Below are 26,647 nucleotides of genomic sequence, written 5' to 3'. Positions count from 1 at the left end.
CCCATGCGCATTGTGGTTCTGGCAGGCGGCATCGGTGGTGCCCGGTTCCTGCGCGGTCTGAAGCAGGCCGCGCCGGACGCGGACGTCACGGTCATCGGCAACACCGGGGACGACATCCACCTCTTCGGGCTGAAGGTCTGCCCGGACCTCGACACGGTGATGTACACGCTCGGCGGGGGCATCAACGAGGAGCAGGGCTGGGGGCGTGCCGAGGAGACCTTCCACCTCAAGGAGGAGCTCGCGGCGTACGGCGTCGGGCCCGAGTGGTTCGGGCTCGGCGACCGGGACTTCGCCACGCACATCGTGCGGACGCAGATGATCGGCGCCGGGTATCCGCTGAGCGCAGTGACCGAGGCGCTGTGCGACCGGTGGAAGCCGGGCGTACGGCTGATCCCCATGACCGACGACCGGGTCGAGACGCATGTCGCCGTCGAGGTCGACGGGGAGCGCAAGGCGGTCCACTTCCAGGAGTACTGGGTGCGGCTGCGGGCCTCCGTGCCGACCGAGGCGATCGTGCCGGTGGGTGCGGAGCAGTCGAAGCCGGCGCCGGGTGTCCTGGAGGCGATCGCCGAGGCGGACATCGTGCTGTTCCCGCCGTCCAACCCGGTCGTGTCCATCGGCACCATCCTCGCCGTGCCCGGCATCCGGGAGGCGATCGCCGATGCCGGAGTGCCGGTGGTCGGGCTGTCCCCGATCGTCGGGGACGCGCCCGTGCGCGGGATGGCCGACAAGGTGCTCGCGGCGGTGGGCGTCGAGTCGACGGCCGCGGCGGTCGCCGAGCACTACGGCTCGGGTCTGCTGGACGGCTGGCTGGTCGACACCGTGGACGCGGGCGTGGTGGAGCGGGTGGAGGCCGCCGGGATCCGGTGCCGTGCGGTGCCGCTGATGATGACCGACGTGGACGCGGCCGCGCAGATGGCGCGTGAGGCGCTGGCGCTGGCGGAGGAGGTGCGGGCGATTTGAGCGGCGTGCCTGTCGACGGTTTTCGGGTCTGGGCGGTGCCCGGGCTGCCCGAGGTGCAGCAGGGGGACGATCTCGGCAAGCTGATCGCCGCCGCCGAGCCGGGTCTGGCGGACGGGGACGTGCTGCTCGTCACCTCCAAGATCGTGTCCAAGGCAGAGGGGCGGATCGTCCAGGCGGCCGACCGGGAGGCCGCGATCGACGCCGAGACCGTGCGGGTGGTGGCGAGACGCGGTGCGCTGCGGATCGTGGAGAACCGGCAGGGGCTCGTGATGGCCGCCGCCGGGGTCGACGCCTCCAACACCCCTTCCGGGACCGTGCTGTTGCTGCCCGAGGACCCGGACGCGTCCGCGCGGGCGATCCGGGAGGGGCTGCGGGACGCCCTGGGGGTCGATGTCGGGGTCGTCGTGACGGACACGTTCGGGCGGCCCTGGCGCACGGGGCTCACGGATGTCGCGATCGGCGCCGCCGGCGTGCGGGTGCTGGACGATCTGCGCGGGGGCACGGACGCGTACGGCAATCCGCTCAGCGCGACGGTCGTCGCGACGGCGGACGAACTGGCCGCGGCCGGTGATCTGGTCAAGGGCAAGGCCGCCGGGCTGCCCGTGGCCGTGGTGCGCGGGCTGTCGCACGTGGTGGCCGCGGAGGACGGGGAGGGGGCGCGGGCCATGGTGCGCGGTGCGCGCGACGACATGTTCCGGCTGGGGACCTCGGAGGCGGTACGGGAGGCGGTCACCCAGCGCCGTACCGTACGGGCCTTCACCGACGAGCCCGTCGACCCGGGCGCCGTACGGCGGGCCGTGGCCGCGGCGGTCACCGCGCCGGCGCCGCACCACACGACGCCGTGGCGGTTCGTGCTGCTGGAGTCGCAGGCCGCGCGGACCGAGTTGTTGGACGCCATGCGCGACGCCTGGGTCGCGGATCTGCGGCGGGACGGGAAGAGCGAGGAGTCGATCGGCAAGCGGGTGCGGCGGGGGGATGTGCTGCGGAAGGCGCCGTATCTGGTGGTGCCCTGCCTTGTGATGGACGGGTCGCACACATACGGCGATCCGCGGCGGGACGCTGCCGAGCGGGAGATGTTCGTGGTCGCCGCGGGGGCCGGTGTGCAGAACTTCCTCGTCGCGCTGGCCGGGGAGCGGCTGGGGTCGGCGTGGGTGTCGTCCACGATGTTCTGCCGGGACGTGGTCAGGGACGTGCTGGGGCTGCCGGAGGGATGGGATCCGATGGGGGCTGTGGCGGTGGGGCATCCGGCGGAGGAACCTCGGGCTCGGCCGGAGCGGGAGGCCGGGGCGTTCATCGAGGTGCGGTGAGCCTGGTCATACGGGCGCTGGGGCGTCGTGCGGCCGCATAGTCTCGTAGGGCCGCCTAGTCTCGTAGCGCCGCCTGTTCTCGTACGGCTGCCTGGTCCCGTACGGCTGCCTGGTCCCGTAGAGCAGCCAGGGCTCGTAAGGCAGCCAGGGCTCGTAAGGCGGTCTGGTCTCGTAGGGCGGCCAGGACACCTCCGACTTCTCCGGGAGCTCATTCGTGGCAGGACGATTCGCTCCCCGGCCCACGCGTACGACGGTGCGCGGCGGGGAGGTCGGGGTGCCCGCGGCGCGGGGCGTGCCGCGGCAGGCGCAGGCTCCGGGGCTGGTTCGGACGTATGTGCCGGACGGGCCGCTCGAGCTCGGGCTGGTGCTCGGGCCGCTGCGGCGAGGGCCCGGGGATCCGACGTTCCGGGCCATGCCGGACGGGTCCGTGTGGCGGGCCAGTCTTACTCCTGCCGGGCCCGGGACGCTGCGGGTCGCCGCGGTGAGTGGTGCGGTTCGGGGCGAGGCGTGGGGGCCGGGGGCCGAGTGGCTGTTGGAGCGGTTGCCGGGGTTGCTCGGGGCCGATGACGACCCGGCTGTGTTCGCTCCTCGGCACCGGGTGGTGGCGAGGGCGTGGCATCGGCGGCCGGGGCTGCGGTTGACGCGGACCGGGCTGGTGCTGGAGTCGTTGATCCCGTCGATTCTGGAGCAGAAGGTCACGACCGATGAGGCGTATCGGGCGTGGCGGTTGCTGGTGCGGAGGTTCGGGGAGCCGGCGCCGGGGCCTGCGGCGGGTGGGCGGCTGTGGGTGATGCCGGCGCCTCGGACCTGGGCGTTGATTCCGTCGTGGGAGTGGCATCGGGCCGGGGTCGACAACAAGCGGGCGTCGACGATTCTGCGGGCTGTTCGGGTTGCGGGGCGGATGGAGGAAGCGGTGCGGATGCCTCCGGCGCAGGCGCAGGCCCGGTTGGAGGTGGTGCCGGGGGTTGGGCCGTGGACTTCGGCGGAGGTTGTGCAGCGCAGCCATGGGGCGGCGGATGCAGTGACCGTGGGGGATCTGCATCTGCCGGGGATTGTGGGGTGGGCGTTGGCCGGGGACCGGGACGCGGATGACGACGTGATGTTGGAGCTGCTGGAGCCTTATGCGGGGCAGCGGCATCGGGCGGCTCGGTTGATCCTGCTGAGCGGGACGGTTCCGGCGAGGCGGGCGCCGCGGATGCCTCGGGGGGACATCGGGCGGCTGTGACCTCGGCGGCGTTGTGGTGACCGTCCCTGGGGGCTCCGCCCCCAGACCCCCGGCCTTTGCCCACCCACCACCCGACTCGGTCGGACAAGAGGTGGACCGTGCCCTCGGGGCTGCGCCCCAGCGGGTGGGTGGGGGTTGCGGATGGCCGTTCCCGGCTCCAGCACTGGACACGCCGAGACGCGCGGACCGGTATCGCTCAACGCCGGGCAGGCTTGGTCGGCTGCCCGGCGTTGGGGTGGAGTGGAGGGGTGGGTTACTGGTCCGGGGAGAAGCGGACCGCGCCTGCGGGGATTTGGGCGTTGCACCAGATGCGGATGCCGTCGCGGAGTTCGTTGTCGGGTCCTATGACGGCGCCGTCGCCGATGACCGTGCCGGTGAGGACGGAGCGTTCGCCGACGCGGGCCCGGGTGCCGACGAGGGAGTCGGTGATGACGGCGCCGGGTTCTATGACGGCGCCCGGGAGGATCGTGCTGCCGAAGATGCGCGCGCCCTCGGCGACGAAGGCGCCCTCGCCGACGACGGTGCCGCCGGTGAGTTTCGCGTCGGGGGCGACCCGTGCCGTCGGGAGGACCAGGCGGTCGCCGCAGCGGCCGGGGATCGCGGGGGACGGGGCGCGGCCCAGGACGAGGTCGGCGGAGCCGCGGACGAAGGCGGCCGGGGTGCCGAGGTCCAGCCAGTACGTCGAGTCGACCATGCCCTGGAGGTGGGCTCCGGCCGCCAGGAGGTCGGGGAAGGTCTCGCGCTCGACGGAGACTGGGCGGCCGTGCGGGATCGTGTCGATGACCGAGCGGCGGAAGACGTACGCCCCCGCGTTGATCTGGTCGGTGACGATCTCCTCGGGGGTCTGCGGCTTCTCCAGGAACGCCAGGACCTTGCCCGTCTCGTCCGTGGGGACCAGACCGTAGGAGCGCGGGTCGGTGACCTGCGTGAGGTGGAGGGAGACGTCCGCGGCCGTCCGCTCGTGGGTCTCCACCAGGGCCCTGATGTCCAGGCCCGTCAGGATGTCGCCGTTGAAGATCAGGACCGGGTCGTCGGGGGCCGAGTGGAGGCGGGAGGCGACGTTGCGGATCGCGCCGCCCGTGCCGAGGGGCTCGTCCTCCGTGACGTACTCGATGTGGAGTCCGAGGGAGGAGCCGTCGCCGAAGTACGGTTCGAAGACCTCGGCCAGGTAGGAGGTGGCGAGCACGATGTGGTCGACGCCCGCCGCTCTCGCTCTCGCCAACTGATGCGTGAGGAACGGGACCCCGGCCGCGCGGACCATGGGCTTCGGTGTGTGCACCGTGAGCGGGCGCAGCCGCGTGCCCTTGCCGCCGACCAGGAGTATCGCTTCAGTCACCTGTCGTCTCTGCTTCCTGCCGGGACCGGCCGAACTCTCTTTCGGCCGGCCAGTGTATGCAGACCGTTGTGCGGTGCCTTCGACGGCCGTGCGGCATTCCGCCCCTGCCCCCCGACGGCGGTGAATGCGTCGTCCTACGGCTGCTCCCCCAGCCCTGGTCCGGGCTTATCGGCCCTGGTAGCGGGCCGCCGTCGAACGGGTCGTAGCGAGCTTGCGGTAGAGCTGCCAGCCCGGGCAGGCCGTTGGGAAGCCGTCCCGGTGACCGGAGATCACATTCAGTCGTACGTTCTTTCCCTTGCGGTACAGATTGCCACCGCCCGACTTCAGGTATGTCTTGCCGCGCGGATTGGCGCCGTGCAGGCCGAGCTTCCACGCGGTGAGCCGGGCGATGCCCTTCACCGCGGAGGCGGACGGCTTGGTGGAGCCGAAGCTGCCGAGGACGGCGATCCCCATGCTGTTGGTGTTGAAACCCAGCGTGTGGGCGCCCAGGACCGGCTTCGCCACGCCCCCCGCACGCCCCTCGTAGATGTTTCCGCACTTGTCGACGAGGAAGTTGTAGCCGATGTCGCGCCAGCCCATGCTCAGGACGTGGTAGCGGTAGATACCGCGAATGACTGAGGGAGCCTGGGCGCACCGGTACCCGTTGCCGGAGGCCGTGTGGTGCACGAAGGCCGCCTTGACCTTCTTCGTGTAGACGAACTTCCGCTCCCGCAGGCTCTCGTTCGCGCCCCAGCCGCGCCGGGTGACGATGCGCGGGCGCGGGCCGATCTTCGGCTTCGCCCGCTGCTCCCGCGTCAGCTCGGCGGCCCTGAGGCTGAGCAGCTCCCGCTCGGTCTGGCTCCGGGTGAGTTCCGGGATCTCGGTGGCGCCGAAGGGGGCCAGGCCTGCGTTGGCGGCGGACGCGTCCACGGCGGCGAGGGCCGCGACCGGTTCGGCGGTCGGGGCGAGGCCGCGGGCGCGGGCAGCGCCGGCGGTGACGTCGGGAGCCGCCTCGGGCGGGGCGCCGGGATCGACCAGTTCGAGGCGCATACCGGAGGGGAGCGGAGAGCCGGCCGTCACCGTACGGGGGCCGCGGGCGGTCTCCTCGACCCGGTGGTCGTGGGCCCCGGCGTCCGCGCGGACGCGCACCTCCACGCCGTCCGAGTCGCCCACCCACAGCGGTGCGGTCGCGCCGCGTACCCGGCCGGAGGTGCGCTCGGCGGTGTCCGGGTCGGCCGCGTGGTCGCCGTTGTGGGTGTCGACGTCCTGCCAGCCGGACCAGGTGCCGGTGCCGGCGGCGCGGGTACGGACCTGGACGCGGCCGTGGAGTTCGACGTCCGGGTCGTCCCAGATCACGCCGACGAGTGAGAAGTGCCGTACGTCCTGGCGGGGCAGGCCCTGGTCGGCGGTGGGGGCGAGGGTTCGGTCGGGGTGGGTGAGGGGCGCGAGGGGCAGCGACTGGGTGCTGCCGGGCGCTTCCGCGTCCGGGGCGGGTCTCGTGGGCGGTTTGGCCGGTACGGGTGCCTCGGCCGGGGTGTTCGTCCTGGCCGGGGTGTTCGTCTTGGTGGGTGCGTTCGTCTTGGTGGGTGCGTTCGTCTTGGTGGGTGCGTTCGTCTTGGTCGGTGCGTACGCCGTCGGCGCTCTCGCCGACAGCACTGTCTCCGTGGCCGGCGGGCTTGCCGCGGCCGCGGGCGGGGTCAGCGGAAGGGCCAGAGCGGCCGCGCAGGTGACGCCGATCGAGGAAGCAAGGAATCCACGCATGCCCCTGATCTTGGACATAGTCATACATATCTGTCCATCGGGGAATTGACGGGCCGTTGGGCGGCGCTCCGCCGAACCGGTGGCGGACCGGCGGCGATCCGTGGCCCCACCGGCCGGTGCGCGATCGCGGGCCCGCGTACGCTTCTTCGGGTGAACGCCACCGATCGCACCCCTGCCGACCTGCTGCGTTCCGCGCTCGCCGCGGACCCCGGACGCCCCCTGGTGACCTTCTACGACGATGCCACGGGCGAACGTGTCGAATTGTCCGTGGCCACCTTCGCCAATTGGGTGGCCAAGACCTCGAACCTCCTCCAGGGCGACCTCGCCGCGGGACCCGGCGACCGGGTCGCGCTGCTGCTGCCCGCGCACTGGCAGACGGCGGTGTGGCTGCTGGCGTGTTCGTCGGTGGGGGTGATCGCCGACGTGGGCGGTGATCCGGCGGTTGCCGACGTGGTGGTGAGCGGGCCGGATTCGCTGGAGGCGGCGCGGGCGTGCCCCGGGGAGCGGGTCGCGCTGGCCCTGCGGCCGCTCGGCGGGCGGTTTCCGCAGCCGCCGGCCGGGTTCGCCGACTATGCCGTCGAGGTGCCGAGTCAGGGGGACCGGTTCGTGCCGTTCGCGCCGGTGGATCCCGAGGCACCGGCGTTGATCGTGGCCGGGCGGGAGTTCAGCGCGGCGGAGGTTGTGGAGCGGGCTCGGGCGGAGGCGACGGGGGTGGGGCTGACGGGGCCCGGGTCGCGGCTGCTGTCTGCTCTGCCGTACGACACGTGGGAGGGGTTGAACGCGGGGTTGTACGCGCCGTTGGCGACCGGGGGGTCCGTGGTGTTGTGCCGGAACCTGGATCAGCTGGGCGAGGAGGCGCTGGCCAAGCGGATCGAGAGTGAGCGGGTGTCGGCTACGGCTCGGTAGGCGGCGACCGTTTCGCCGGGACCCGGCGCTGGTGCGGGCGCTCCTGGGGGCTCCGCCCCCAGACCCCCGGGCCTATGCCCACCCACCGCCCGTCTCGGTCGGTCGAGAGGTGACCGTCACCTGGGGGCTGCCGCCCCCAGACCCCCGCATCCGTCCCCCGTTCGGCCCCCTCCACCCACCCCCCGACCCCCCATCCACGCCATGGTCGTAGGAGCAGCTCGCACGACACGCTCGTACGCCGTGAGGGGTGGATGCCGACGTGACCGACACCGCAGGCGCGCCTTCCGCGCCCTCCCGAGCGCTCGGGCCGGGGGCGGGGGCCTCGGCGACCGGTGGAGGGCTGATACGGCGGCGTCGGCGGCGGTGGGTGCGCGGGGCCGGGGTTGGCGTCGTGGTCGTGCTGCTCGCGGCCGGCGGGGCCGGGTGGGCCGTCTACGCGAAGCTGGACGGGAACATCACGTCGGACAAGGCGGCGGCGGCCGAGCTGGCGCGGTACGAGAAGGAGCGGCCGACCTCGCTGGTGCGGGGGGCGCAGAACATTCTGGTGATCGGGTCGGACTCGCGGTCAGGGGACGAGAACCGGCGCTACGGGCGGGACTCGGGGACCGAGCGGTCCGACACCACGATCCTGTTGCATCTGGCGGCGGGGCGGGGCAGCGCCACCGCGGTGTCGTTGCCGCGGGATCTGATGGTGGACGTGCCGGGGTGCCTGCGGCCCGACGGCACCAGGTCGGAGCCCATGTTCACGATGTTCAACTACGCCTTCCAGGTGGGGGGTTCGGCCTGCACGATCCGGACCGTGGAGCGGCTGACGAACATCCGTATCGACCACCACATGGTCGTCGACTTCCACGGGTTCAAGGACATGGTCGACGCGGTCGACGGCGTCGAGGTGTGCCTGGCCGAGCCGATCCGTGACAAGGCCGCCAAGCTGAGGCTCCCGGCGGGGCGGGTGACGCTCGACGGCGAGCAGGCCCTCGGGTATGTGCGGGCCCGCAAGACGCTGGGCAACGGCAGTGACACCGACCGGATGGACCGGCAGCAGCGGTTCCTGGGGGCGTTGGTCAACAAGGTGCAGAGCAATGACGTACTGCTGAATCCGGTGAAGCTCTATCCGGTCCTGGACGCGGCCACTTCGTCGCTGACGACCGACCCGGATCTGGCGAGCCTGCGTGGTTTGTACGAACTCGTGCGCGGGCTGCGCGACATCCCCACCGAACGTGTGCAATTCCTTACAGTGCCGAGAGAGTCGTACGTCTACAACGCCAATCGTGACCAGCTCGTGGAGCCCGAAGCGGAAAGGTTGTTCGAGCGGCTGCGCTCGGACGCGCCGGTGGAGGTCGCGGAAAGGGTTCCGCGGAACTCGGCGGCTCCTGCGGACTCGGCGACTAAAAGCCGCAATTCGGCCGAGAACGACGAGGAAAGCGACGAGAGCGCGGACGGGGAGGGGAGCCAGAAGGCGGACGGAGAAGGGTCCGGTGAACCCTCCGCCGTCAATTCGCCCGCGCCGACCTTCCGCGGGAACACGGCGGCCGAGGACGCGTGCGCGTAAAGCGTTCGCCAAGGTGAGGCACAGCCTCCCGGGTAAATGGGCGGATTGCCCAGTTGTAGTGACGTGGAATTAATCACCGGCGTCGCTCGGAGCCGAACAAGCCGGTTAGTGTGAGCGATCCGGTGCCACCGGCCATAGGTCTGTCCTGGGGTCGAGCACTGTATGACCGAGACCCGAGCGCCTTGGAGGGGGAAGGCGCCGCGTGGCCCCGACGGAGGGTTCAGACAACCGTGGACGCGCAAGGCCGTGGGCGGGCGGACGACATCGACCCCGCAGACCAGTGGGTGCTCAACCCGAACACAGGCGAATACGAACTGCGACTGACCCCTTCCGCACCGCAGTCACCGCGGTCGCCGCAGTCACCGCGGTCGGCCGTTCCCGGGCCCCGTAGATCGGTCACCGACAGGGCGGGCGCCCCGCCGCGCGGTCGTACGGCTTCCCCAGCGGCCCCCGCGGCCCCCGGCCGTGAGGTGCCGCCGCCGCGCAGGCGCCGGGGCGTGCCCGAGGAGCCGTTGCCGGGGCGGCGCGGCCGGCGGCCGGTGAAGAAGAAGTCCAGGGCCAAGAAGATCCTGCTGTGGACCGGCGGCACGATGGCGTTCGTGCTGGTGGCCGCGGCGGGCGCCGGGTACCTCTACATCGAGCACCTCAACGGCAACATCACGTCCGTCGCCGACGACGGCGCGAGCACCGGTGGCTTCCAGAAGGACAAGGCGATCAACATCCTGTTGATCGGCACGGACAAGCGCACCGGCTCGGGCAACGAGGGCTACGGCGACGCGGGCAGCGTCGGCCACGCGGACACCACGATCCTGCTGCACGTCTCCAAGGACCGCTCGAACGCGACAGCGCTCAGCATCCCCCGCGACCTGATCGTCGACGTCCCCGACTGTCCGACCACGCGGAAGGACGGCACGAAGGAGATCATCCCGGGCACGACCGGCGTCCGCTTCAACACCAGCCTCGGCCAGGACGGCCGTACGCCCAGCTGCACCGTGCGGACCGTCACCGAACTGACCGGGGTCCAGGCCGACAACTTCATGGTGGCCGACTTCAACGCGGTCAAGACGCTGACCTCGGCGGTCGGCGGGGTCGACGTGTGTCTGGCCAAGGACATAAAGGACCCGGACTCGCACCTCGACCTGAAGAAGGGGACGCAGCACATCTCGGGCGAGACCGCGCTCGCGTTCGTGCGCACCCGGCACGCGGTCGGGTTCGGCGGCGACCTGAGCCGGATCACGCTGCAGCAGCAGTTCCTCAGTGCGCTGATGCGCAAGCTGAAGTCCAACGACACGCTGACGAACCCGGCGAAGATGATCAAGCTGGCCGAGGCGGGGACGAAGGCGCTGACCGTCGACTCCCAGCTGGACAGCATCGACAAGCTGAAGGACCTGGGTCTGGAGCTGGGCAAGCTCAACGTCAAGAACCTGACGTTCACCACGGTGCCGGTGATCGACAACCCGGCGGAGAAGGTCAAGGCGACCGTCGTGGTCAACCCGAACTCGGCGCCCCAGGTCTTCGACATGATCAAGAACGACGTGTCGTTCACCGAGGTCAAGGCGCAGAAGAAGAAGGAGGCCGCCGCCGTGGCCGCCCGGCTGAAGGGCACCAGGGCGGACGCCTCCGAGGTGCGGGTGCGCATCCTCAACGGCGGTGCGGAGGCCGGCAGCGCGCAGGCGGAGCTGGAGTACCTGCAGAACGAAGAGGGCGTGCTGAAGTCGGAGAACGCGGGCAACGCGGACGCCGAGCTGGCGAAGACGACCCTCGAGTACGCTCCCGATCAGGCCGACCAGGCCCGCCGGCTGGCCGCCATCATGGGCCTGTCCGGCTCGGCGATGAAGCCGGGCGAGAGCGTGACCAACTCCCAGGGCCTGCCGACGATGACGCTGACCCTGGGCAAGGACTTCAAGGGCGCGGGCGTGTCGCTCACCGCTCCGACGAAGGCGCCGGAGGGAGTTCAGCAGTCCACCGCGGACAAGGTCGAGTGCGCCAAGTGACCTGAGGGGCCCGGCTTACGTCTGACAGGGCGTAGGGCAGGCCCGTCGACGGCGCGAGGGTAGGGGGAACTGGGGATGACGCACAGCAGTGTGCACGGGGAGGGGACGCGACCGGGCGTCCGGCGCGCGAGTGGGGCCGGGCAGGAGGGCGGCCGTCGTGGGGACGACGGCGACGGCTCCGGCAGAACCTCCTCCGGCGGCGGGCACGGCGGACGGCGCGGCCGGCGACGGCAGGCCAGGCGCAGGCACCGGATGCTGCGCTGGTCCGCGACGGCCCTCGCGGTGCTGATACTCGGCACGGCCGGCGCCGGATACCTCTACTACCAGCACCTCAACGGCAACATCGAGAAGGGCCGGCGCAGCAACGCCGACTCCAAGGCGCGCAAGACCGAGCCGAACGCGGCCGGGCAGACGCCGCTGAACATCCTGCTGATCGGCTCGGACAGCCGTAAGTCCGACGCGAACGTAGCGCTCGGCGGCGGCAAGGACAACCGCGACAACGCGCCGCTGGCCGACGTGCAGATGCTCATCCACCTGTCCGCGGACCGCAAGAGCGCCGCGGTCGTGAGCATTCCGCGTGACACCCGGGTCGACATTCCGGCGTGCAAGGACCCGGACAGCAACAAGACGTACCCGGCCACCAACGAGATCATCAACACGACGCTGGGCCGCGGCGGCGCCGGCTGCACGCTGGCCACCTGGGAGAACCTCACCGGGATCTACATCGACCACTGGATGACGATCGACTTCGCGGGCGTGGTGAGCATGGCGGACGCCATCGGCGGCGTCGAGGTCTGTGTGAACCAGAACGTGTGGGACCGCCCGCTGCCGGGCGTGCCCGGCGGCTCCGGCCTGAAGATGAAGGCCGGCTCGAAGAAGGTCAAGGGCAAGCAGGCCCTGGAGTGGCTGCGCACCCGGCACGCCTGGGGCAGCGACCCGCTGCGGGCCCGCGCCCAGCACATGTACATGAACTCGATGATCCGCACGCTGAAGAGCCAGAACGTCTTCACCGACGGCGGCCGGCTGATGAACCTCGCCGAGGCGGCCACCAACTCCCTGACGGTCTCCGAGGAACTCGGCACGGTCAAGAAGCTGTACGACCTCGGTATGCAGCTCAAGACGGTGCCCACGGACCGCATCACCATGACGACGATGCCGACCGTCGAGGACCCCGAGGACGCCAACCACCTGCTGCCGGCCGGGGCCGACGCCGAGAAGATGTGGGCGATGCTCCGCGACGACGTGCCCTTCGACGACAAGGGCGCCAAGGCGGACGCCAAGCCGGCGAGTACGGCGAGTACGGCGAGCGCCGGCAGGACCACCGACGACCCCGCCGCGGCCGACGACGAGATCGGCGTCCTGGTGCAGAACGCCACGCGGTCCGCCACCCTCGGCCCGGTCAGCGGCCGGGCGAGGGACATCGCCGGGGAACTCGTGGGCAAGGGGTTCGCCAAGGCGACGACGGACACCTCGGCGGCGCTCGCCGAGGCGCGGACCCTCGTGCGCTACCCGAGCGCCGAACTGGCGGGGGACGCCCAGGCGGTGGCCAAGTCCCTGGGCATTCCGGTGAGTTCGGTGCAGAAGTCGGCGGACGTGTCCGGGGTCACCGTCGTCGTGGGCGCCGACTGGCGTTCCGGCACGGCCTATCCGAAGCAGAAGACGCCTCAGGCCGGGGATCTGCCGAGCAATTCCGACGCCATCAACGGATCCGACACCGGTCAGTGCATGGACGTGTACAAGCCGTATCGCTGGTAGAAACCGGCCGCGCGGTCCAGCCCTTCGGCCCTGCCGCGCGGTCGAACTCCCTTTCAATAGAAACCGGGGAAAGTTCACTCGACGCCGAACCGTGCGGATAGTGTGAGCGATCCATGGGGGAAGGCGCCGTGTGGCCCTGACGGAGGATTCGGACAACCTTGGACGCACCAGGCCGTGAGCGGGCGGAGCACATCGACCCCGCAGACCAGTGGGTACTCAATCCGAACACCGGTGAATACGAACTGCGGTTGACGCCCGCCGCACCGCGCCGGACCGTTCCCCAGCCCCGGGGCGGCCGTACGGCACCGCCGGCGGCCCCCGGCCGTGAGATACCGCCCCCGCGCAGACGCGGCCCCGCCCCCGAGGAGCCGCTGCCGGGCAGGCGCGGACGCCGGCCGGTCAAGAAGAAGTCCGGGGCGAAGAAGGCCCTGTTGTGGACCGGCGGCAGCATGGCGCTCGTCCTGGTCGCCACCGCGGGTGCCGGGTACTTCTACCTCAAGCACCTCGAGGGCAACGTCAAGACGACGGACGTCGGTGACGCGGGCGCCAGCAGCTTCAAGAAGGACGAGGCGTTCAACATCCTCGTCATCGGCACCGACAAGCGCACCGGCGAGGGCAACGACGGTTACGGCGACAAGGGCAGCGTCGGCCACGCCGACACCACGATCCTGCTGCACGTCGCCAAGGACCGCTCCAACGCGACCGCGCTGAGCATCCCGCGCGACCTGATCGTCGACATCCCGGAGTGCCAGGCCACGAAGGACGACGGCACCGAGGTGACCGTCCAGGGACAGCAGGGCGTCCGCTTCAACCGGAGCCTCGGCGAGAGCGGCCGGGACGCGGGCTGCACCATGCGGACGGTCAAGGAGGCCACCGGCATCCAGCCGGACCACTTCATGATGGCCGACTTCAACGCGGTCAAGACGCTGACGACAGCGGTGGACGGCGTCGAGGTGTGTGTGACGGAGGCCGTCAACGACAAGCAGTCGAAGCTCGTCCTGCCCAAGGGCGAGTCCACGGTCGAGGGCGAGCGGGCCCTCGCCTTCCTGCGCACCCGCAAGAGCTTCGGCAACAGCGGCGACCTCGACCGCATCAAGGTGCAGCAGCAGTTCCTGGGTTCGCTGATGCGCAAGATGTCCTCCGGCGACACCCTCACCAACCCCACGAAACTGCTGAAGCTGGCCGAGGCGGCCACCAACGCGCTCACCGTGGACACCGCGATCGGCAAGGTCGGCACGCTCAAGGACGTGGCCCTGGAGCTGAAGAAGGTGCCCACCAAGAACATCACCTTCGCCACGATCCCGGTGGTGGACAACCCCACCGAGGAGATCAAGGCGACGGTGGTCGTCGACAAGACCAGGGCGCCCCAGGTCTTCGACATGATCAAGAACGACATCTCGTTCACCGAGGTCAAGGCGCAGCAGAAGAAGGAGGCCGCCGCGGTGGCCGCCCGTCTCAAGGGCACCAAGGCGGACGCCTCCGAGGTGCGGGTCCAGGTCTTCAACGGCGGTGCCGCGTCCGGCAGCGCGCAGACCCAGCTGGACTGGCTGCAGAACAGCGCGGGCGTCGTCAAGTCGGAGAACGCGGGCAACGCGGACGCCGACCAGGCGAAGACGACCCTCGAGTACGCCCCCGACCAGGCCGACCAGGCCCGCCGGCTGGCCGACATCATGGGCCTCTCGGGCTCGGCGATGAAGCCGGGCGAGAGCGTGACCAACTCCCAGGGACAGCCGACGATGACCCTGATCCTGGGCAAGGACTTCAAGGGCGCGGGCGTGAAACTCAACTCCGCCTCGGCCGAGACGCCGAACGTGGACAAGTCCACGGCCGACAAGGTCCAGTGCGCGAGTTGACGAGCAGAACGCGCAAGTTGACGAAATAGAGCAACCTGACGGGCCCGTCGTATGTCTCCAGGACGTACGGCGGGCCGCGCCATGGCGCGAGGGCGGGTAGTCGGGGAGGACTCGGAAGTGACGCGGAACAGTGTTCGGGATGTCGAACCGGCGGCCCGGAAGGTCGGCACCACTGGCGACGGCCTGCACGGCGGGCCCGTCCGGCGCCGGTCGCCGCGGAGGCACCGGCTGCTGCGCTGGTCCGCGGCGACGCTCGCCGTGCTGATAATCGGCTCGGCCACCGCCGGTTACCTCTACTACCGGCACCTGAACGGCAACATCAAGAAGGACGAGCTCAACCTCGGCGACAACAAGGTCGCCGAACCGACGCCGAACGCCGCCGGCCAGACCCCGCTGAACATCCTGCTCATCGGCTCCGACGCCCGCGACACCGAGGAGAACCAGCAACTCGGCGGCGCCCGCGAGACGTTCGGCGCGACGCCGCTGGCGGACGTGCAGATGCTGGTGCACCTGTCCGCCGACCGCTCCAACATGTCGGTCGTCAGCATGCCCCGCGACACCCTCGTGAAGATCCCGAAGTGCACGGACCCGGACGACGACGAGGTGTACCCGGCGAGCGAGGGCCGCGTCATGACCAACCGGAGCCTCGGCCACGGCGGTCCGGGCTGCACGGTGGCCACCTGGCAGGAGCTCACCGGCACCCACATCGACCACTTCGTGATGGTCGACTTCGCGGGCGTGGTGTCCATGGCGGACGCCGTCGGCGGGGTCCCGGTCTGCGTGGACGCCAACATCCTCTCCCGCGACTGGCAGGGCCACGGCTCCGGCCTGAAGCTGGAGAAGGGCACCACCCCGGTGAAGGGCGAGCAGGCCCTGCAGTGGCTGCGCACCCGCTACGGCTTCGAGGACGGCAGCGACCTCGCCCGCGCCAAGGCCCAGCACATGTACATGAACTCGATGGTCCGCACCCTGCGTGAGAACGCCACCCTGAGCAGCCCCAACAAGCTCCGCAAGCTCGCCGAGAAGGCCACCGCGGCCCTCACGGTCGACCCGGGCCTCGACACCGTCAAGAAGCTCTACGACCTCAGCAACGAGTTGCGCAGGGTCGATCCGGCGCGCATCACCATGACCACGATGCCCAACCGGTACGTCGGCGCCCGAGTCGAGCCGACGGAGGACGCCGAGCAGCTGTTCCGCCTCGTCCGGGAGGACATCGCGCTGGACGGCAAGGACGAGAAGAAGGCGACGCCGAGCCCGTCTGCGACCGCCTCCGGCGACCCGGCCGCCGCCTACGACGAGATCGGCGTCCTCGTCCAGAACGGCACCCGCACCGACACCCTGCGCGCGGCGAACGACCGGGCGAGCACGGTGACCGGGCTGCTCGTGGAGAAGGGCTTCACCAAGGCGGACGCGGACACCTCCTCCGCGCTCAGTGAGGACCGTACGGTCGTCCGCTACCCGAGCGCCGAGCTGGAGGGCGACGCCCAGCGGGTCGCCAAGTCCCTCGGGATTCCGGCGAGTTCGGTGGAGCGGTCGACGGACGTCTCCGGGGTCACGGTCGTCGTGGGCGCGGACTGGCGCGAGGGTACGGCGTACCGGGCGCCCGAGGAGGACGACACGACCCCGAAGTCCGCCGAGGCGCTCAACGGGGCCGACGAGGACGCCTGCATGCACGTGAACCCGAAGTTCACCTGGTCCTGACGGTCAGGCTGACGCTTCCTGCGCGTCCGCCTGCACCGCCGGGCGCCGGCTCGCGATCACCTTGCGGGCGAGCGAGCGCGGGCTGGTCAGGAAGCCCCAGCCCCACGACATGTGCATGGTGGCGAGGGCCACGGGGATCTGCAGACGCGCCTTCAGCGACAGCCCCTTGCCCGCGGGCAGGGACCCGAGGGTGATCGCCCCGAGATAGCCGCCGGGGAGCACGAGGGCCCACGGGGTGACCAGGGCGCCGACGACGATTCCCGCCACGATCGCGCACACCGCGGTCGGCGGGGCGAGGTAGCGCAGGTTGATGGAGCCCTCGTGGTAGCGGGCGACGACGTGCCGCCAGCGGCCGTAGTCCCGGTACTGCCTGGCGAGGGCGCGCACGCTCGGCCGGGGCCGGTACGACACCTTCAGCTCGGGCGAGAACCAGATCAGCCCGCCCGCCTCGCGGATGCGGAAGTTGAGCTCCCAGTCCTGGGCGCGGATGAACTCCACGTTGTACCCGCCCTGCAGCTCCAGCGCCTCGCGCCGGAACACCCCGAGGTACACGGTCTCGGCCTCGCCGGCCTCGCCGCCCGTGTGGAAGGAGGCGTTGCCCACGCCGATCCTCGAGGTCATGGCGGCGGCGACCGCGTGCTCCCAGTCGTTCTCGCCCTCGGCGTGCATGATGCCGCCGACGTTCTGCGCGCCGGTCTCCTCCAGGAGCCGTACGGCGGTGGTGATGTAGTTCGGCGAGAGCATGCCGTGGCCGTCGACGCGCACGACGATCGGGTGCCGGGAGGCCCCGATCGCGGCGTTCAGCGCGGCGGGCGTACGGCCGGTGGGGTTCGGGACGGTGTGTACACGCGGGTCTTCGCGCACGAGTTCGGCCGCGATCTCGTCCGTACGGTCCGTGGACGGACCGAGGGCGATCACGACCTCCATCTCGCCGGCGTACTCCTGCGCGAGGATCGCTTGGACGGCTCCGCGCAGATGCCGCTCCTCGTTGAGGACGGGCATGATGACGGACACGGCGGGGAGCTGCACGTCGGGATTGGCGTTCATAGGGAGCAAACGTTACCGCGAACGGGGGACACCGCCGCGCCCCGCCCGGGGCGGTGTACCGGACCGCAGATCGTATGGGCCTACGGTGCTCACGATCCCACGTACGGCCCCTCGCGGAGGTGTCCCGCCATGTCCACGCCGCCCCGCTCTCCAGCCGCCCGACCCTCGCGCCGCCCGCAGCCACAGCGGTCGGCGCGGCCCCCCGTACGACGGAAAAAGCCGCGTTGGGCCATGCGGGCGGTGACGACCCTCTCCGTGGTCGTGCTCGCCTCGGCCGGAATCGGTCACGCGGTGGTCACCAGCCTCGACGCGGACATCGCCCGGGTCGACGCCTTCAAGGACATGAAGAACCGCCCGAGGGCGGGCCACGGCATGAACGTCCTGCTCGTCGGCACGGACGGCCGCGACAAGATCACCGAGGCCGAGCGCCAGAAGTACCGGCTCGGCGGCGCCCCCTGCCACTGCACCGACACGATGATGATGGTGCACATCTCGGAGGACCGGGAGCGGGCGAGCGTGGTGAGCCTGCCGCGCGACTCGTACGCCATGACCCCGGCCCACACCGACGGGACTACCGGCGAACGGCATCGCGGACACCCCGTCAAGCTCAACGCGGCGTACGCGGAGGGCGGCCCGCAGCTGACCGTCCGGACCGTCGAGAACATGACCCGCGTGAAGATCGACCACTACCTGGAGGTCGACTTCACCAGCTTCATGAAGACGGTCGACGTGCTCGGCGGCGTCAGGATCTGCACCGCCGAACCGCTCAAGGACGCGTACACGGGCCTCGACCTCCCGCCCGGCACACACACCCTGCAGGGCGGCCAGGCCCTGCAGTACGTCCGCTCCCGCCACGTCGACGGCGCCTCCGACCTCGGCCGGATGCAGCGCCAGCAGCGCTTCCTGGCCGCCCTGATCGACCGCACCACCTCCTCCGGGATCCTGCTGAACCCGATGAAGTTCCGGGACATCACCCGGGCCGTACTCGGCTCCGTACGCGCCGACAAGGGCTTCGGCACGCACGAACTGCTCGACCTCGGCCGGGCGATGCGCAACTTCTCCCCCTCCTCCTCGGAGTTCACGACGGTGCCGATCGGGCAGATGGGGTACGCCGTGAAGGGCGTCGGCTCGACGCTGAAGTGGGACGCCAAGAAGGCCGGCCGCCTCTTCCGGTCCCTCCGCGACGACAAGCCCCTGTCGGTACACAAGCCGAAGGCCAAGGCCCTGCGCGTGGACGTCGCCCCCCAGCAGATCCGCGTCCAGGTCGAGAACGGCACGGCGACGGCCGGCCTCGGCAAACGCGTGGACGCGGCGCTGGCGGCGACGGGCTTCCGCACGACCCGGCTTCCGGTCAACGCGGCCGATCGCACGCTGAAGCGCACGGTCGTCGCGTACGACCCCCGCTGGGACCGCTCCGCGAAGTCCCTCGCGGCCGCGTTGCCGGGCAGCGAGCTGCGCGCGGTGAAGGGGCTCGGCGCGACGCTGAAGGTGATCGCCGGGGCGGACTTCCGGGAGGTGCGGAAGGTTCGGGCGGTGGATCCGGCGCAGGGAGAGTTCGGGGTGGTGCGGGGGGACGAGGTGTTGTGTTCGTAGGGGGTTCGGGGTTCCTGACCGGGACCGGAGCCGCTCAGTCCCGATGCGCTCAGTCCTCGAAGCCCTCCGCCGCCCGCCGCTCCCGCAGCTCCATGATCGCCCGGCGTCGGGCCAGGCGGTGCGTGCGGCGGATCTGGGCCTCCTGGTAGCGGCGCTTGTCGCGCTCGGTCTCCGGGAACACCGGCGGTACGCGGCGGGGCCTGCCGTCGGCGTCGACGGCGGCGAAGACGAGGTAGGCGGAGCCGACCTGGGTGGCCGGGTTCGACTCGTTCCAGCGCTCGGCCAGCACCCGCACGCCGACTTCCATCGAGGTCCGGCCGGTCCAGTTGACCTGGGCCTTCACATGGACGAGGTCGCCGACCCGGACCGGCTCAAGGAACGCCATCTCGTCCATGGACGCGGTGACCGCGGGCCCGCCGCTGTGCCGGCCGGCCACGGCTCCGGCCGCGTCGTCGACCAGTTTCATGATCACGCCGCCGTGCACGGTGCCCAGGAGGTTCGTGTCGGCGTGGGTCATGATGTGGCTGAGCGTGGTCCGGGACGCCGAGGTCGGCTTGCCCGGGATATCCGGAGTCTCCGATTCCGCGGCGGAGGCCTGATCTGTCATGGCCTCCACCTTATGCGGAGGTGACATCCCGGGATTTTGTGTCAGCTTCGCAACAGCAGTGCCCTTATTTTCCGACGAACCTTGTAAGGCACATAGCAGTGCCCTGCACACTGGGGCCTATGAACGATTGGCCCGAGGCATGGTCCGACGACAACCGCGGCAGCCGGTACGGACGCGGCAGCGCAGGCGCACAGCCCGAGAGCGCCCGTGTCATGCGGCAGGTCCGCCGCGGCCAGGCGGTTCCGCCCGGGCAGGGGGGGTACGGGGGCCCCGGCGCCCCGGCCCCGCCGTACGGCGGGGTTCCGCAGCAGCCGTCGTACGTCAACGGCGGTGACGACACCGTCTACGACGACGGGTACGACAGCGGCTACAACACGGGCCAGGTCTACGGCGGCGGCCCCGGTGGTCCCCCCGGCGCCGGCACCCGTGGTCCGCGCCCCGCGCCGAACTGGCGTCGGCGGATCAAGCTGACCTCGATCACCGTGCTGGTGGTGCTGGTCGCGACGACCGTCGGCACGTACTTCTGGGCCGACTCCAAGCTCAACCGCGAGGTCGACCTGTCCAAGGTCATCGACCGGCCGGAGGCGGGCGAGGGCACGAACTACCTGATCGTCGGCTCCGACAGCCGCGCGGGGATGTCCGCCGAGGAGAAGAAGAAGCTGCACACCGGCTCCGCCGAGGGCAAGCGCACCGACTCGATGATGATCCTGCACACCGGCAGCAACGGCGACACGCTGATCTCGCTGCCGCGTGACTCGGACGTGGAGATCCCGACGTTCAAGGGCTCCGACTCCGGCAAGACGTACCCGGGCACCGGCCGCCACGTGAAGCTGAACGCGGCCTACGCGGAGGACGGCCCCGAACTCCTCGTCCGCACCGTCGAGTTCAACACCGGCCTGCACATCGACCACTACGTGGAGATCGGCTTCGCCGGCTTCGCGAGCATCGTGGACGCGGTCGGCGGCGTCGAGATCGACATCCCGAAGGGCGGCATGAAGGACACCAAGTCCGGCGCCGACTTCGAGGCGGGCAAGCAGACCCTGAACGGCGAGCAGGCGCTCGCCTTCGTCCGTACCCGGTACGCGCTGAAGGGCTCCGACCTGGACCGGACGAAGAACCAGCAGAAGTTCCTCAACGCCCTCGCCAACCAGGTCGCGACCCCGAGCACCATCCTCAACCCCTTCAAGCTGTACCCGACCATGGGCTCGGGTCTGGACTCGCTGATCGTCGACAAGGACATGGGCCTGTACGACCTGGCCAAGATGTTCTGGGCGATGAAGGGCGTCAACGGCGGCGACGGCAAGTCGATGAACATGCCGACGTCCGGGTCCACCAGCACCGGCAACCTCATCTGGGACAAGACCAAGCTGAAGACGCTGGTCGACGAGCTGAAGAACGACGAGAAGGTCACGGTCTCCGAGTGAGTGACCCCTCCCGACCCGCCAGAGCGCCGTTCGACGCGGTGCTCTGCGACGTCGACAACGTGATCCGCTTCTACGACTCCTCCCGGCTGCACGCCCTGGAGCGCGCCGCCGGGCTGGCCGAGGGCACCACCTCGAAGGTCGCCTTCGCCCCGGAGACGGTTCTGCCCCTCGTCCTGGGCCGGATCGACGGCCAGGAGTGGGTGCGCGCGATCGCCGAGCCCCTGACCGGCCAGGTCCCCGAGGCGACGGCCTGGGAGCTGGGCACGGCCCTACTGGAGTCGCCCTTCCACGCGAACGACGAGGTCGTCTCCCTCCTCCGCCGCGCCCGCATCCGGGTCCCCCTCGTCCTCGTCACCAACGCCACCCTCCGCCTGGAGGACGACCTCACCGCCCTCGGCCTGACCGACCTCGCGGACCACGTCGTGAACAGCGCCCGCGTGGGCCTCGCCAAACCGGACCCCCGCATCTTCCGTCTGGCCACGTCCCTGGCCGGCACCCGCCCCGACCGCTGCCTCTTCGTCGACGACACCGAGGAGAACGTGGAGACGGCGGCAGCGCTGGGCATGCACCCGGTCCACTTCCGTGAACCGGCCGACCTGGCACGGGCGTTGGAGCCGCTGTTCGCCTAGACGGCGGCCCCTTCTGCATCGACGGTGGTCAGGTGGCCCCATGCATGTTCGAGGGCACCCTCTCGGGTGCCCTCGAACACAGTCGGGCGGGGTCGTCACATGGTGGCGCCGGCCATCGCGCGACAGGTTTCCTCGCAGCGGCGACACGCCTCCGCGCAGCGCATCATCTGAGGATCGTCCGGCATGGACATACACGCCTCGGCGCACATGGCACACGCCGTGGCACACATGGCGCACATCTCGGCCGACATGGGCGAGCGGCGCATCATCATGTCCGCGCACATCCGGGTCGTCTCGGCGCAGTCCATGAGCGCGCGCATGATCTGCATCTGGGCCTGGCCGCCCATCTGCATGCAGGAGCTCATGGTCTCCTCGCAGACGCTGTGGCAGGACATGCACGCCTCGACGCAGTCCTGCATCTCCTTGCTCATCGCGGTCATGGTTCCGGGCTGGGTCATGGCTCCTCCTGGTGGTGCGGGAGCCCGGGGCGGGCCCCGTGCCCCTTCTGTCCTACGCCTGTCCACCGGACCGCGCCATCGGGCGGACGCGGGAATTCCACGACGAGGGGGTATCAGGGCCGTTACCCGGCACACGCGAGCGACCTCTGCCACCTCGTCGAGAGGTGGAGGCCGTCTGCGCGTTTCCCCATGATCGCCAACGGGACGATGCCCCACCCTGCCGGTCATGCACCACCAATCCGCCCGGTCCGCATAACGACTGCTCAATGCCTTCCTGCCCTGACTCGTCCCACGGTTCTATGCGACTACGTGACTGGACTGCGGGCCGCCCTTGTGGCGGAGGTATGACGGTCCGTAGCTTGCTGACCACACAGACTGGAGGGGGCTCAGTGGACGAACTGCGGATGATTGCCGGCGGGCCATGCAGGAGCAGCGATGACGACAAGTGCGGGAACGGCGACTGCCCGACCGTGTACGCCACACCGGAGCCCGGCATGCTGGCGATCCAGGGCTATGACGTGGTGCACCCGACACCGGACGGCGAGTCGGTCGTGTTGATCCCGGAAGACATCCTGAAGGAGGCTGCTCGTGCTCGAGGATGGCTCTGACCCCGTGTACCTGGTCGGCGACGAGTGGCAGGCGTACTTCCGCGACTTCAAGCGCTCCGCGTTTCGGCTGGAAGTGCACCAGACGTACACCATGCCCGCCGAGGCCGAGACCCTCCGAGCTTTCCTGGCAGGAGAGTCGATGCCGGAGGACTTCAACGCGCCGTGGCACCAGACCATCCGGGATCACGCGGCAGCGGGGCGGACCATGACCCGTGCCAAGATCGTGCGTCGACCGCTCACGCCCTATAGCCGCTATCTCTTCGAGTGGTCCGTCCCCGGAAATGTCGCGGCAGGGGAGGACTACCAAATCGTTGACCTGACAGACCACCCGAACCCCGGACTGCCCGAACAGGACTTCTGGCTGTTCGACGAAACGACCGTGGTTCATCTCAACTACCGCTCCGACGGAACACAGATCAACCGGGAGCTGATCCAGGACCCGAACATCGGGAGATATCTCGCATGGCGGGATCTAGCACTAGAAAGCGCCGTACCGTTCAGTGCCTATCGAACCTGAAACCCAAGCACGGGAACGGAAGGATTTGGCGGAGGCTCTTCGGGGCCTCCGCCGTGCTTCCGGCCTCAGCGGCGAACGTCTGGCACTCCGCTGCAACATGAGCCAGACAAAGATCAGCCGCATTGAAACCGGCAGGACTCTGCCGTCAGTTATCGACGTCGAGCGAATCCTCAAGGCGTTGGCCATTCCTGATGAAGTTGCCGACGAGCTTCTTGGGTTGGCCCGGCGGGCGAACGTCGACTACGCGTCTTGGCGCGCCTATGCCCGTGTCGGCCTCTACCACAAGCAAGCCGAGTTGAAGGCGCTCGAGTCGTCGTCGCGGGTGATGCGGCACTTCCTGCCGGCCATCCCCACCGGGCTGCTGCACGTCCGTGAGTATGCCGTGGAGACACTGTCACCCATGGTGGCCAGCGATCCGGCCAGGGACGTTGCTCGGGCTGTGCAGGCCCGTATGGACCGCCAGGCCATCCTGGACGACGCGTCGCGCTCGTTCTGGTTCCTGATGACCGAGCAAGCGGTCAGGTGGCAGCGTGCCAGTCCCGCGGCGATGGCGGCGCAATGCGCACACATGGCAGAGGTCAACCGAAAGCCCAACGTCGAGATTGGGATAGTTCCACACGGAATGCAGGTTCCCGGCACTCCTATGAACATCTTCGTTGTCTACGACGATCGCCTTGTGACCGTCGAACTGTTCTCCGGGGAAGTCGTGTTGCGCGACCCCAGGGACATATCCCAGCACCTCAATTTGTTCGACCTCTTCTGGTCGTATGCCCTCACGGGCGATGACACTTCCGCCTTCCTGGAAGGAGCCGCAGACGGGTTTATGCGTCAAGGGAACTAGCGCTCCACAAGAGCTCATTGGGGCGCGAAGATATATCCATGGAGAGAGAACCCTCGCCGGTCCCCGGCTGCATCGAGTGCCTGTCCCTTTCGGTTTCCAGGCAGAATGCTCGCTCCAGCGGTGATCACAGCGCTGTGTCCGACCGCAACGTGCAACTCCGTCGGCATCAGGCAGAGGCGCACTGATGGACATGCAGACGTGGCGTGACAGTCGCGCCCGGGCGGACAACGCCACCACGGCGCTCCGCGAAGCGCTGGCTGCTCTCGGCCTCCCCGAGCGCGTCCAGCGACACCTCCGGCCGATGGTCACCCACTCCGGAACGCCGCTCGTGCACGTGGGGGTGCTCAACGCCGAGTACGTCGAGCAGATGGCCGAGGCGCTTCACATCGCGGCCGAGGCGCGGAGCCTGACGGCCGCTCCCCCGGAAACCGAGTCGTAGCTTTCGGGCACATCTCGCGTCTGCCTCTCCCCTTTTGAACTCCCGTCCGACATGGGCGGCGGCGGTCTGCCATGGCCGCGATCAGTTGAGCAGGAAGGTGCAGTGATGCTGGACGGAACCAACCTGTACGCGCTCGACATCGACGGGGCTTCGTTCGTGAAGGCGTGCGGAGGCCCCTGCACCGAGGGGTGCGTGACCCTCGCCCGGATCGATGAGGACCTCTGGGCGCTGGGGGACAGCAAGCGGCCAGACGTGCAGCCATTGAGGTTCACCACGGAGGAACTGGACGCGGCCGGTATCGACCCGGCGCGGTTCGGCCTGAACGTCTGACTCTGCCCCCTCAAGTCGGCCCCGTCCAACGGATGGGGCCGACCGCTCCCCATGACATCCGAGTCCGGCGGGAAGACTGTTGCACCATCACGGCTATCTGTGGACCGGCCCGAAGCAGCGCTTCGACGACGAGGCCCTGCGACGGCCTCCGCACCCCGAACCACCTCCGGCCGGAAGCAGACCCGAGCTGATCCAGCGCCACCGGGAGGTGGTTGCCGAGTTCCCCGTCGCGGACCTGCCGCCGCTGGAGACGGCGTACTGGCTGGTCAAGCCCCGGGCTCTGGTTCGGGACACATGGGACGAGCCGAAGGAGGCGGCGGCTTGGCTGGCCGAGCGGCTGACGGAGTACGCGCCCCGGTTCGCCTTCGAGGCCCCGTACTACACCGCCCATGCGGACCGGCTCCTCAGCTCCGCAACTGAACGACTCCAGTGGGGCGGCGACGTGTCCCTCGGCTTCTACCTGGAGCGCCCCTCGTACCTCTCCCTGGCTCTGGTGACCTGCTCGCCCAACCGAGCCGTACCCGAACTGGCCTGCCCGCTCAGGTAGACAGAGTCTTGCAGGCGCCCAACAGCGCGCACAGGGAGTTCGGCACCATGCGGAGCACGGTGCCGGGCTGGTCGGACTCGCGCAGCAAGAGGGTGTCTCCGCCGGGGGTCGCGGCTACTTCCACGCAGTCCCGGCTCGCGTCGTCACCGGAGAAGCTGGACTTCTGCCACACAGGGTCGGACACCTGTACCTCGCTCAGATTCGGAGTCGCTCAGCCACATCCCGTATGAGCTTCAGTGACGGTCCTGGGCCGAGGGCGACCGCCCTCAACTGGTCGAACATCAGTTTATAGGCGGCCACTTGGGTGTCGTCCTGAATGTACAGAGACGACAAGGCGGTCTCCGTTCGCACTACGTCCATTCCGGGGTCCGGCATGCCGACAATCCCGAAGGAGCCGTTCACCCCTCGATGGGAGTCGATGGTGTACGGCAGTACTTGCACGGTCACGTGGTCGCGCTGCGCCATCCGCGTCAAGTGCACCAGTTGCTCCCGCACGGTGTCCGGGCCGCCGAACTGCGCGTGCAGCACCGCCTCGTAGACGACGAACCACAGCTCCGGGGTGTCATCACCGTCGTACAGGGTCTGCTGACGGTGCATCCGTCCGCGTACGTGAGCTTCCACCTCGCTCTCGGGAGGCTCAAGTCTTCCGCGCCGGAAGAGGACGCGCATGTAGTCGGGGGTCTGCAGAAGACCGGGGACAAGGATCGTCTCCCATGAGTGCAGACTCAGCGCCTTGGACTCCAACTCGGCGAGATCAGCGAATCCCGGCGGCAGGACATTTTCGTACTGGTTCCACCAGTTCCGCCTATGGCCCTCGCGCGCCATCTCCATCAGTGCCTGGACGAGTTCGCCGTCGTCCACGCCGTACGCCTGAAGCAGCGCCTTCAGCTCCGTGATGCGGATCCCGCTCATGCCGGTCTCGACGCGGCTGATCTTTCCCTTGCTGCATTCAAGGACCTCGGCGGCCTGCTCTCCGGACAGGCCGGCGGCCTCTCGCAGTCTGCGCAGTTCCACCCCCAGACGCTTCTGCCTGACGGTCGGATACCTCCTGGGCGGCATCTGGACTCCCTTGCTGATACGGCGAGTTGAGTCTTCCGTCGAGCGCTTCGATCGTCTAGTCACACGGTCGAGTGAAGCTACTCCAGAATGTTGCACCTCAGAACATCCCACTTCTACCTTCGAAGGCAGAGCGCTCCCCCACGTCCCTCACGACCCCCGGAAGAGCACCGCCGCCGCACCCCATGCGGCAGGCGACGGCGCCACCGCGTGAGCAGG

At 69.8% G+C, this 26,647-nt stretch carries 25 protein-coding genes; 18 read left to right on the top strand and 7 right to left on the bottom strand.

Annotated features, from left to right (window positions below):
• Positions 1 to 3: 3 nt before the first annotated feature.
• The 3 genes from cofD (at position 4) to AC5P09_RS14010 (ending at position 3,495) form a co-directional block, all read left to right on the top strand.
• Positions 4 to 963, top strand: a complete 960-nt coding sequence (gene cofD, locus AC5P09_RS14020) for a 2-phospho-L-lactate transferase (RefSeq protein ID WP_493874193.1) — start codon at positions 4 to 6, stop codon at positions 961 to 963.
• Positions 960 to 2,270, top strand: a complete 1,311-nt coding sequence (locus AC5P09_RS14015) for a coenzyme F420-0:L-glutamate ligase (protein ID WP_493874192.1) — start codon at positions 960 to 962, stop codon at positions 2,268 to 2,270. Before cofD ends, AC5P09_RS14015 begins: the two co-directional genes overlap by 4 nt.
• Before the next feature lie 214 nt (positions 2,271 to 2,484).
• On the top strand, positions 2,485 to 3,495 hold the full coding sequence (locus AC5P09_RS14010) for a DNA-3-methyladenine glycosylase family protein (RefSeq protein ID WP_493874191.1): 1,011 nt from the start codon (positions 2,485 to 2,487) through the stop codon (positions 3,493 to 3,495).
• Positions 3,496 to 3,748: 253 nt separating this feature from the next.
• Here the strand turns inward: AC5P09_RS14010 and manB are convergent, their stop codons facing one another.
• On the bottom strand, positions 3,749 to 4,831 hold the full coding sequence (manB, locus tag AC5P09_RS14005; protein ID WP_493874190.1) for a mannose-1-phosphate guanylyltransferase: 1,083 nt from the start codon (positions 4,829 to 4,831) through the stop codon (positions 3,749 to 3,751).
• A 165-nt stretch (positions 4,832 to 4,996) separates the two neighbouring features.
• Entirely contained in the window at positions 4,997 to 6,589 is a 1,593-nt protein-coding gene (locus AC5P09_RS14000) for a peptidoglycan recognition protein family protein (RefSeq protein ID WP_493874213.1), read from the bottom strand.
• 132 nt (positions 6,590 to 6,721) lie between these two features.
• On the opposite strand from AC5P09_RS14000, the gene AC5P09_RS13995 reads away from it, so the two are divergent.
• From AC5P09_RS13995 to AC5P09_RS13970, 6 genes are all read left to right on the top strand, one after another.
• The gene (locus tag AC5P09_RS13995; protein ID WP_493874189.1) at positions 6,722 to 7,477 is read left to right on the top strand and encodes a TIGR03089 family protein; all 756 of its coding nucleotides are present in this window, start codon (positions 6,722 to 6,724) and stop codon (positions 7,475 to 7,477) included.
• A 259-nt stretch (positions 7,478 to 7,736) separates the two neighbouring features.
• The gene (locus tag AC5P09_RS13990) at positions 7,737 to 9,029 is read left to right on the top strand and encodes an LCP family protein (protein WP_493874188.1); all 1,293 of its coding nucleotides are present in this window, start codon (positions 7,737 to 7,739) and stop codon (positions 9,027 to 9,029) included.
• A 230-nt stretch (positions 9,030 to 9,259) separates the two neighbouring features.
• Positions 9,260 to 11,023, top strand: a complete 1,764-nt coding sequence (locus AC5P09_RS13985) for an LCP family protein (protein ID WP_493874187.1) — start codon at positions 9,260 to 9,262, stop codon at positions 11,021 to 11,023.
• Between the two features lie 75 nt (positions 11,024 to 11,098).
• Positions 11,099 to 12,778, top strand: a complete 1,680-nt coding sequence (locus AC5P09_RS13980; protein WP_493874186.1) for an LCP family protein — start codon at positions 11,099 to 11,101, stop codon at positions 12,776 to 12,778.
• A 158-nt stretch (positions 12,779 to 12,936) separates the two neighbouring features.
• Positions 12,937 to 14,631 (top strand): LCP family protein, encoded by a 1,695-nt coding sequence (locus tag AC5P09_RS13975; protein WP_493874185.1) that lies wholly within the window; start codon positions 12,937 to 12,939, stop codon positions 14,629 to 14,631.
• A gap of 81 nt (positions 14,632 to 14,712) precedes the next feature.
• Entirely contained in the window at positions 14,713 to 16,332 is a 1,620-nt protein-coding gene (locus AC5P09_RS13970) for an LCP family protein (RefSeq protein WP_493874212.1), read from the top strand.
• 3 nt (positions 16,333 to 16,335) lie between these two features.
• Here AC5P09_RS13970 and AC5P09_RS13965 read toward each other — a convergent pair whose 3' ends face one another.
• The gene (locus AC5P09_RS13965; protein WP_493874184.1) at positions 16,336 to 17,379 is read right to left on the bottom strand and encodes a glycosyltransferase family 2 protein; all 1,044 of its coding nucleotides are present in this window, start codon (positions 17,377 to 17,379) and stop codon (positions 16,336 to 16,338) included.
• Positions 17,380 to 17,508: 129 nt separating this feature from the next.
• Here AC5P09_RS13965 and AC5P09_RS13960 point away from each other — a divergent pair, with 129 nt between their 5' ends.
• Positions 17,509 to 18,972 (top strand): LCP family protein, encoded by a 1,464-nt coding sequence (locus AC5P09_RS13960; RefSeq protein WP_493874183.1) that lies wholly within the window; start codon positions 17,509 to 17,511, stop codon positions 18,970 to 18,972.
• Positions 18,973 to 19,021: 49 nt separating this feature from the next.
• On the opposite strand, the gene AC5P09_RS13955 is transcribed toward AC5P09_RS13960, so the two are convergent.
• Positions 19,022 to 19,579, bottom strand: a complete 558-nt coding sequence (locus tag AC5P09_RS13955; protein ID WP_493874182.1) for an acyl-CoA thioesterase — start codon at positions 19,577 to 19,579, stop codon at positions 19,022 to 19,024.
• Between the two features lie 119 nt (positions 19,580 to 19,698).
• On the opposite strand from AC5P09_RS13955, the gene AC5P09_RS13950 reads away from it, so the two are divergent.
• Together AC5P09_RS13950 and AC5P09_RS13945 are read left to right on the top strand one after the other, a co-directional pair.
• Entirely contained in the window at positions 19,699 to 21,003 is a 1,305-nt protein-coding gene (locus AC5P09_RS13950) for an LCP family protein (protein ID WP_493874181.1), read from the top strand.
• A complete protein-coding gene (locus AC5P09_RS13945; RefSeq protein ID WP_493874180.1) occupies positions 21,000 to 21,632 on the top strand; it encodes an HAD family hydrolase in 633 nt (210 codons plus the stop codon). Before AC5P09_RS13950 ends, AC5P09_RS13945 begins: the two co-directional genes overlap by 4 nt.
• A gap of 95 nt (positions 21,633 to 21,727) precedes the next feature.
• Here the strand turns inward: AC5P09_RS13945 and AC5P09_RS13940 are convergent, their stop codons facing one another.
• Positions 21,728 to 22,090 (bottom strand): four-helix bundle copper-binding protein, encoded by a 363-nt coding sequence (locus AC5P09_RS13940; protein WP_493874179.1) that lies wholly within the window; start codon positions 22,088 to 22,090, stop codon positions 21,728 to 21,730.
• Between the two features lie 389 nt (positions 22,091 to 22,479).
• On the opposite strand from AC5P09_RS13940, the gene AC5P09_RS13935 reads away from it, so the two are divergent.
• The 6 genes from AC5P09_RS13935 to AC5P09_RS13910 all read left to right on the top strand — a co-directional run bounded on the left by AC5P09_RS13935 (position 22,480) and on the right by AC5P09_RS13910 (position 25,372).
• Entirely contained in the window at positions 22,480 to 22,698 is a 219-nt protein-coding gene (locus AC5P09_RS13935) for a hypothetical protein (protein ID WP_493874178.1), read from the top strand.
• On the top strand, positions 22,679 to 23,215 hold the full coding sequence (locus tag AC5P09_RS13930; protein WP_493874177.1) for a DUF6879 family protein: 537 nt from the start codon (positions 22,679 to 22,681) through the stop codon (positions 23,213 to 23,215). Before AC5P09_RS13935 ends, AC5P09_RS13930 begins: the two co-directional genes overlap by 20 nt.
• Complete coding sequence (locus tag AC5P09_RS13925; RefSeq protein WP_493874176.1) at positions 23,199 to 24,056, top strand: helix-turn-helix domain-containing protein; 858 nt, start codon at positions 23,199 to 23,201, stop codon at positions 24,054 to 24,056. Before AC5P09_RS13930 ends, AC5P09_RS13925 begins: the two co-directional genes overlap by 17 nt.
• A 184-nt stretch (positions 24,057 to 24,240) precedes the next feature.
• Positions 24,241 to 24,495: a hypothetical protein gene (locus AC5P09_RS13920; protein ID WP_493874175.1), complete on the top strand. Its 255-nt coding sequence runs from the start codon at positions 24,241 to 24,243 to the stop codon at positions 24,493 to 24,495.
• A gap of 105 nt (positions 24,496 to 24,600) precedes the next feature.
• On the top strand, positions 24,601 to 24,825 hold the full coding sequence (locus AC5P09_RS13915) for a DUF397 domain-containing protein (RefSeq protein WP_493874174.1): 225 nt from the start codon (positions 24,601 to 24,603) through the stop codon (positions 24,823 to 24,825).
• A 79-nt stretch (positions 24,826 to 24,904) separates the two neighbouring features.
• On the top strand, positions 24,905 to 25,372 hold the full coding sequence (locus AC5P09_RS13910) for a hypothetical protein (RefSeq protein ID WP_493874173.1): 468 nt from the start codon (positions 24,905 to 24,907) through the stop codon (positions 25,370 to 25,372).
• Here the strand turns inward: AC5P09_RS13910 and AC5P09_RS13905 are convergent.
• On the bottom strand, positions 25,365 to 25,556 hold the full coding sequence (locus AC5P09_RS13905; RefSeq protein WP_493874172.1) for a DUF397 domain-containing protein: 192 nt from the start codon (positions 25,554 to 25,556) through the stop codon (positions 25,365 to 25,367). The two genes, AC5P09_RS13910 and AC5P09_RS13905, sit on opposite strands and share 8 nt — an antisense overlap.
• An 11-nt stretch (positions 25,557 to 25,567) precedes the next feature.
• On the bottom strand, positions 25,568 to 26,431 hold the full coding sequence (locus AC5P09_RS13900) for a helix-turn-helix domain-containing protein (RefSeq protein WP_493874171.1): 864 nt from the start codon (positions 26,429 to 26,431) through the stop codon (positions 25,568 to 25,570).
• Positions 26,432 to 26,647 lie beyond the last annotated feature (216 nt).

The organism is Streptomyces sp. a15 (genome assembly GCF_059026085.1).
Note: the sequence above shows the minus strand (reverse complement) of the source record. Positions and strands in the feature narration are given on the sequence as shown.